4 protein-coding genes are annotated in these 7265 nt (G+C 74.1%); 3 read left to right on the top strand and 1 reads right to left on the bottom strand.

The window, feature by feature from the left end:
• Positions 1-414: 414 nt before the first annotated feature.
• A complete protein-coding gene (locus O145_RS12420) occupies positions 415-1722 on the bottom strand; it encodes a chloride channel protein (protein ID WP_052375116.1) in 1308 nt (435 codons plus the stop codon).
• A 213-nt stretch (positions 1723-1935) separates the two neighbouring features.
• Between O145_RS12420 and O145_RS12415 the strand changes: the two genes are divergently transcribed.
• From O145_RS12415 to O145_RS12405, 3 genes are all read left to right on the top strand, one after another.
• On the top strand, positions 1936-3195 hold the full coding sequence (locus O145_RS12415) for an MFS transporter (RefSeq protein WP_043563478.1): 1260 nt from the start codon (positions 1936-1938) through the stop codon (positions 3193-3195).
• 187 nt (positions 3196-3382) lie between these two features.
• The gene (locus O145_RS12410) at positions 3383-5116 is read left to right on the top strand and encodes an ABC transporter ATP-binding protein (RefSeq protein WP_043563477.1); all 1734 of its coding nucleotides are present in this window, start codon (positions 3383-3385) and stop codon (positions 5114-5116) included.
• A complete protein-coding gene (locus O145_RS12405; protein WP_043563475.1) occupies positions 5113-7182 on the top strand; it encodes an ABC transporter ATP-binding protein in 2070 nt (689 codons plus the stop codon). Before O145_RS12410 ends, O145_RS12405 begins: the two co-directional genes overlap by 4 nt.
• The last annotated feature ends 83 nt before the right edge of the window (positions 7183-7265 follow it).

Genomic DNA, 7265 nt, shown 5'->3' with positions numbered 1-7265 from the left:
GCTACGGCACTCGCCCTCCGGGCGGGAAGGACCGGGGTGTGCTGGGCGGGTGCCTGGGCGGAAGCTGGCGGGCGCGACCCTGAAGGAACGAGAGGGTCTACCAGATGGTCCACCACCGCAAGAAGCAAGGCCATCCGGGATACTGCCTCCCAGGTCGACCCCGGTACACACGATCAGAAACGACTCCACTCCGCCCTGGGGCACAGGACGCAGGGCGAGGTCGACCAGGAGCACCGAGCAGTAAGACAAGCAGCCTGAAAGACCGCTTTCAGAGCTGTCCGAGACACGCCCGGCAGCCCACCCAGCAGCCCCCACCACTCAGACCCACCCGCCCGGCGACGCCTCACCGAGCCCTCACCAACATTCCTGGCCCACAGCAGTCCACGGCCGGAACTGAACCGATCTCGGTGCGGATTACGACCAATCTCGGCGAGGGAAGCGGGGGAGCGAGATGGGGGAGGAGGGCGGAGAGGTCAGCCGCCAGCAGGCCGCGACAACCACCGCCATGAGCGCCAGCACCCACGCTCCGGGGCGTGCGAGCTCCCACACGAACAGCGTGCCGAACACGGGGGCGCGCTGGGTGATGGCCAGCACCGCCCCGGCTCCCGCCAGCGCGAGCACCGGTACGCTCGCCTCCCAGCCCGCCAGGTGCGCCAGCCCCGCGACCGCGGCCCCCGCGCTGCCGCCCAGGGCGAAGGACGGCGCCAGCAGCCCGCCCGTGGCGCCCGCTCCCAGCGTCGCCCCGGTCAGCAGCGGCTTGAGCAGCACGACGCCCGCCAGGGCCGTCAGCGCCGCCCTCGTCGTCGGCGAGACCAGCGCCGCCTCCAGGGCGTCCCGGCCGTTGCCCGGCAGGACGGGCAGCCACAGCGACGCCGCACCCGTGAGCAGGCCCGCCGAGCCAATGCCCACCGGCAGCGTCCACCTGTCCGGGAGCCGGTGCGCCCTGAACCAGCCCCACAACTTGCGCGCCCCCACGCCGAGTCCCAGGAACACCGGCACCGCCGCCAGCGCCACCACCACGGTGGCCGCCGCCGGCCCGCCCACGGCGACCTCGAAGGTCGGGAGGCCGCGGGAGTGCAGCCACGAGACGGCCGTCGCGATCAGGCTCACCGGCAGCGCCAGCCATACGCCGCGGCGCCGCGTCCCGGCCGCCATAGTGATCTCGACGGCGAAAGCCGCCCCGCCCATGGGCGCGTCGTACATGGCCGCCAGGCCGGCGCCCGCCGCCGCGGCCACGAGCAGGGTAGTGGCGCCCGCCTCCAGGCCCAGCCACCGCGCGAGCCGGGCGGCGACCGCCCCCGCCATGAGGCGCGGCGCCCCCTCACGGCCCACGGAGTTGCCGGCGCCCACGGTGAGCACCTGCAGCACGCCGTCGGCGAACGGCCGCGCCAGCCCCATCCGCGCGGCGGCCCCCGAGCCGTCGGCCACGACGTCCTCGACGCCGACCACGCCCCCGGTGGCGCGCTCCCACCACCACAGCGCCCCCGCCAGGGCGCCGCCGAGGGCGGGAGCGAGCACGCGCCGCCACGCCGGGGCGGCCGCGACCCGCTCGGGCAACGCCCCCTCGCGCACCCCGTAGAAGAGCCACTCGAAGCCCTCGAGCAGGCAGGCCATGGCAATGCCCACGAGCCCGGCAGCCGCGCCCGCCAGCACGACGGCGGCCAGCAGGCGCGCCGTCCGGCCCATGCGGCCGCGCGGCGGGGGAGGGGCGGGGGATGTCATCGGGGAGACGATATGACGTCACCGGCCCGCGGCGCTCCCAGACCGGCCGGCGGAGCCCGGCCCCCGTCCCGCCGGTGCCGACCGATGAGTAGATATCGCTGATACCCTGGGCGGGCCCGCGCGCCCGGAGACCCGTGGAATCCCGCGCCGGGTCTCCCGGCTCCTCCCAGCCCGCCGCCTTCCGGCTCCCGACCCACGACCGAGGCCCATCGCATGACCTTCGCCACCACGCGCCGCGCCGCCTACGCGAGCTTTATCGTGCAGGCGATCGTCAACAACCTGGCGCCGCTGCTCTTCGTCGTCTTCCACACCCGGCTCGGCATCGACGTCGCCCGGCTCGGCCTGCTCGCCGGCCTCAACTTCCTCGTCCAGCTGCTGACCGACCTGGCCGCCGTCAAGGTCGTCGACCGCGTCGGCTACCGCGCGCCCATGGTGCTGGCCCACGTCCTGGCAGCGCTCGGCCTGGTCCTCATGGCCCTGCTCCCGCAGCTGCTCGCGGCGCCCTTCGCGGGCCTGTGCCTGGCCGCCGCCGTCTACGCCGTCGGCGGCGGCCTCATCGAGGTCCTGGCGAGCCCCGTCGTCGAGCACCTGCCCGCCGAGCCCGGACGGTCCAGGGAGGCGGGCATGGCCCTGCTCCACTCCTTCTACTGCTGGGGACAGCTGGTAGTGGTCGTGGTCTCCACCGGCCTGCTGGGCGCCCTCGGCCCGGGCGCCTGGTGGGTGCTGCCGCCGGCATGGGCGCTCGTGCCGGCCGTCAACGCCGTCCTCATGGCGCGCGCGCCCATGCCGGCCACCGTGCCCGACCACGAGCGGACCTCCCTGAGAGGCCTCATGGGCTCCCCGGTCTTCCTCCTCGTCCTGCTGCTCATGGCCGCCGGCGGCGCATCCGAGCTCACCATGAGCCAGTGGTCGAGCTTCTTCGCCCAGCGGGCCACCGGGGTGCCCAAGGCGGTGGGGGACCTGCTGGGCCCCGGCCTGTTCGCCCTGCTCATGGCCCTGGGGCGCACGGCCTACGGGATCCCGGGCCGTCGGGTCCGGGCGATCCCTCTGCGCGGCGCGCTCGCGGCCAGCGGCCTGGGCGCCGTCGTCTGCTACGTGGTGACGGCGTCGTCCCCGGCTCCCGCGGCCGGCCTGGGCGCCTGCGCGCTCACCGGCCTGTGCGTGGCCCTCATGTGGCCCGGCGCGACCTCGCTGGCCGCCGCCCGCTTCCCCGCAGGGGGCGGGGCCATGTTCGCCGTGCTGGCGCTGGCCGGGGACATCGGGGCCGCCGCCGGACCGTCCGCTGCCGGGGCGGTCGCCGCCGCCGCGGGCGCGGCACCCGACGGCGCGCTGAGCCGGCTCGCGGCGCACCTGCCGCCCGACGCCGGGACCGGGCTGCGGCCCGCCCTGCTCGTGTGCTGCCTCATCCCGGCCGTCTTCGCCGCCTGCGCCCTGCTCGCGCGGGGGCGCTCCCCCGACGGCGAGGGCCGGTAGGGCGGGGCCCGGGAAGACGACTCGTCGGCCGGCGCTTGCACCCTGACGCGGCGTCAGGGGCTAGTATGCGGCGCGTCCCCGCGGTACCGCGGTCGTGACCGGGCCCCGCCGCCGGGACCCGGCCCGCCGGGCCGGTCAACCGGTCCGGCCGCGGTCCCGCAGTCGCTCCCCCGACCTCGGAAGTTCCATGCTCGTCAGTCTCCTGCGCACCCACCTGCGCCCCTACCGGATCCTGCTGGCGGGGGTCCTCCTCCTGCAGATCGTGCAGGTGCTGGCCTCGCTCTATCTGCCCAATCTCAACGCCGACATTATCGATGCGGGTGTCGCCCGGGGCGACACCGGCTACATCTGGCGCACCGGCGCCCTCATGCTCGGCGTGTCCGTGCTGCAGGGGGTCTGCACCGTGGCCGCGACCTGGCTGGCCGCCCGCTCGGCGCTGGGCATGGGACGCGACCTGCGCGCCCTCATCTTCCGCCGGGTCGGGGACTTCAGCGAGCGGGAGGTGTCGGTGTTCGGGGCCGGCTCCCTGATCACCCGCACCACCAACGACGTCCAGCAGATCCAGATGCTCGTGCTCACGGGCTGCACCATGCTGGTGACCGCGCCGCTGCTGGCAGTCGGCGGCGTCGTCATGGCGGTGACCCGCGCCCCCTCCCTGTCCTGGCTCATCGCGGTGGCCGTGCCCGTGCTCGTCCTCGTGGTCGGCCTGGCCGTGAGGCGCATGGTGCCGCTGTTCCGCGCCTTCCAGGAGCGGCTGGACTCCATCAACCGTGTCCTGCGCGAGCAGCTGACCGGGATCCGCGTCGTGCGGGCCTTCGTGCGCGAGACGGCCGAGACCGAGCGCTTCGAGAGGGCCAACTGGGACATCACCCGGGTGGGGGAGAGGGTCGGGCAGCTGTTCGTCTTCCTGTTCCCGGCGACCATGCTGGTGCTGGACGCCACCATGGTCGGCGTCATCTGGTTCGGCGGCCACCAGGTCGAGGCGGGCCGGGTGGAGGTCGGCACGCTCGTGGCGTTCATGACTTACCTCATGCAGATCCTCATGGGCATCGTCATGGCCAGCTTCATGACCATGATGATCCCGCGCGCCGCGGTGTGCGCCGAGCGCATCAGCGAGGTCCTGGCCACCGACCCCTCCCTGGCCGCCCCCGCCGACGCCGTCTCGGACTTCCCCCGGCCGGGAGAGGTGGAGATGCGCGACGTCACCTTCGCCTACCCCGGCGCCGAGGAGCCCGTCCTGACGGAGATCTCCTTCACCGCCCGCCCCGGCCAGACCGTCGCCGTCGTCGGCTCCACCGGCTCGGGCAAGACGACCCTGGTCAACCTCATCCCCCGGCTCCTGGAGGCCTCCGCCGGGGCGGTGCTGGTCGGCGGCGCCGACGTGCGCCGCGCCGAGCCCGAGACCCTGTGGTCCCAGCTCGCCCTGGTGCCCCAGAAGCCCTTCCTGTTCGCCGGCACCGTCGCCTCCAACCTGCGTCTGGGCCGTGAGGAGGCCACCGACGAGGAGCTGTGGGAGGCGCTGGAGGTGGCCCAGGCGCGCGACTTCGTGACCGAGATGGACGGCGGGCTGGAGGCGCCCATCGCCCAGGGCGGCACCAACGTCTCCGGCGGGCAGCGCCAGCGGCTGGCCATCGCCCGCGCCCTCGTGCGCCGCCCGACGGTGCTCGTCTTCGATGACTCCTTCTCCGCCCTGGACGTGGCCACCGACGCCCGCCTGCGCGCGGCCCTGGGGCCGGCGACGGCCGGGGTCACCAAGATCGTCGTCGCCCAGCGCGTCTCGACGATCACCGGGGCCGACCTCATCCTCGTCCTGGACGAGGGCAGGCTCGCCGCCAGGGGCGCGCACGAGGAGCTGGTGGCCACCAGCAGGACCTACCGCGAGATCGTCACCTCCCAGCTCGGAAGCGAGGCCGCCGCATGAGCACCGCCGACTCCACCGCCCCTGCAGACCCCGGCGCCGCCGGCCCCGCCGTCGAGGGCCTCAGCGAGGAGGACCTCGCGCTGGCCGCCAGCGCCCAGGCCGCCTCCGAGGACTGGAGCGCCGGCCCGCCTCCGGGCAGGGCCAGCGCCTTCTGGCCCTCCTTCACCCGGATGCTCGCCCTCCTGGCCCCCTACAGCCTCTCTCTGGTCGTGACCGCCCTCGCGTCCGTCGTCTCCGTCGTCCTGGCCGTGGCCGCCCCCAGGATCCTGGGGCGGGCCACCAATATCGTCTTCGAGGGCGCCATCAGCTCCCTGCTGCCGGAGGGGACGACCAAGGAGCAGGCGATCGAGGGCCTGATCGCCTCCGGCCACGGCGACATGGCCGACATGGTCCGCGCCATGGACCTCGTGCCCGGAGCGGGCATCGACTACGCCGCCCTGAGCCGCGTCCTGCTGATCGCCCTGGCGGTCTACATCGGCTCGGCCCTCCTGTCCTGGCTGGAGGGGTTCATCCTCAACCGCATGACGGTCAAGGCGATGTACCGGCTGCGCGCCGACGTGGAGGCCAAGATCCACCACCTGCCCCTGTCCTACTTCGACCGCGTCCAGCGCGGCGAGCTGCTCAGCCGCGTCACCAACGACATCGACAACATCACCAACACGCTCCAGCAGTCGCTGTCCGGCGCGCTGACCTCCATCCTGACGGTGCTCGGGGTGCTGGCCATGATGCTGTCGATCTCCTGGAGGCTGACCCTGGTGGCACTCATCGTCCTGCCTCTCATGGCCGTCATCTTCGGCGTCATCGGGCCGCGCTCCCAGAGGGCCTTCACCGTGCAGTGGGCCAGGACCGGGCGGCTGAACGTGCGGGTCGAGGAGTCCTTCTCCGGGCACGCCCTGGTGCGCACCTACGGGCGCACGCAGGACTCGCGCGAGAGCTTCGACGCCGACAACGACGAGCTTTACCGCGCCGGCCTGCGCGCCCAGTTCCTGTCCGGCATTATGATGCCGATCATGCAGGTCGTCGGGAACCTGGCCTATGTCGCCATCGCGGTGGTCGGCGGGCTCATGGTCGCCGGCGGGTCCCTGCGCCTGGGGGATGTGCAGGCGTTCATCCAGTACTCCCAGCAGTTCTCCCAGCCCCTGGCCGAGCTCGGCGGCATGACCACCGCCGTCCAGTCCGGCACCGCCAGCGCCGAGCGCGTCTTCGAGCTGCTCGACGCCCAGGAGGAGCGGCCCGACGCCGAGGGCGAGGCCCCGCAGGGCGCGGCGGGCGGGGAGGCCTCCGCGGGCGCGCGGGGGGCCGGCGTGATCGAGATGGACCACGTCCGCTTCTCCTACGACCCCGAGGTCGAGCTCATCCGCGACCTGTCGCTGCGCGTCGAGCCCGGCCAGACCGTCGCCATCGTAGGGCCCACGGGGGCGGGCAAGACCACCCTGGTCAACCTCCTGATGCGCTTCTACGAGATCGACTCCGGCCGTATCGCCCTCGACGGCGTGGACACCTCGGCCATGCGCAGGCGCGACGTGCGCGCCCGCACCGGCATGGTGCTGCAGGACCCGTGGCTCTTCCAGGGCACGATCCGCGAGAACATCCGCTACGGGCGCCCCGGCGCCTCGGACGAGGACGTTGAGGCGGCCGCGCGCGTCTGCTACGTCGACCACATTGTGCGGGCCCTGCCCGAGGGCTACGAGACGGTCCTGGAGGAGGACGCCGCCAATATCTCGGCGGGCGAGCGCCAGCTGCTCACCATCGCCCGGGCCTTCATCGCCGACCCCGCCGTCCTCATCCTGGACGAGGCCACCAGCTCGGTGGACACCCGCACCGAGCTGCTCGTGCAGCGGGCCATGGGGGCGCTGCGGGAAGGGCGGACGAGCTTCGTCATCGCCCACCGCCTGTCCACCATCCGCGACGCGGACACGATCCTGGTGATGGAGCACGGCGACATCGTCGAGCAGGGCGACCACGCCGAGCTGCTGGAGCGCGGCGGCGCCTACGCGCGCCTCCACGCCGCCCAGTTCGCCCGCGCCATGACCGAGCACGAGGCCCCGCCGGCCGGCCGGCGCTGAGAGGACGCGTCCGGGACCGACGGCGGCTCCTCATCGCGCGCCGAGGGCCGGGGGGCGCCGGGGCGGCAGGACGCGGCCCGCCG

The sequence above is a fragment of the Actinomyces israelii DSM 43320 genome, from assembly GCF_000711965.1.
Classification (GTDB): Bacteria; Actinomycetota; Actinomycetes; order Actinomycetales; family Actinomycetaceae; genus Actinomyces; species Actinomyces israelii.
Note: the sequence above shows the minus strand (reverse complement) of the source record. Positions and strands in the feature narration are given on the sequence as shown.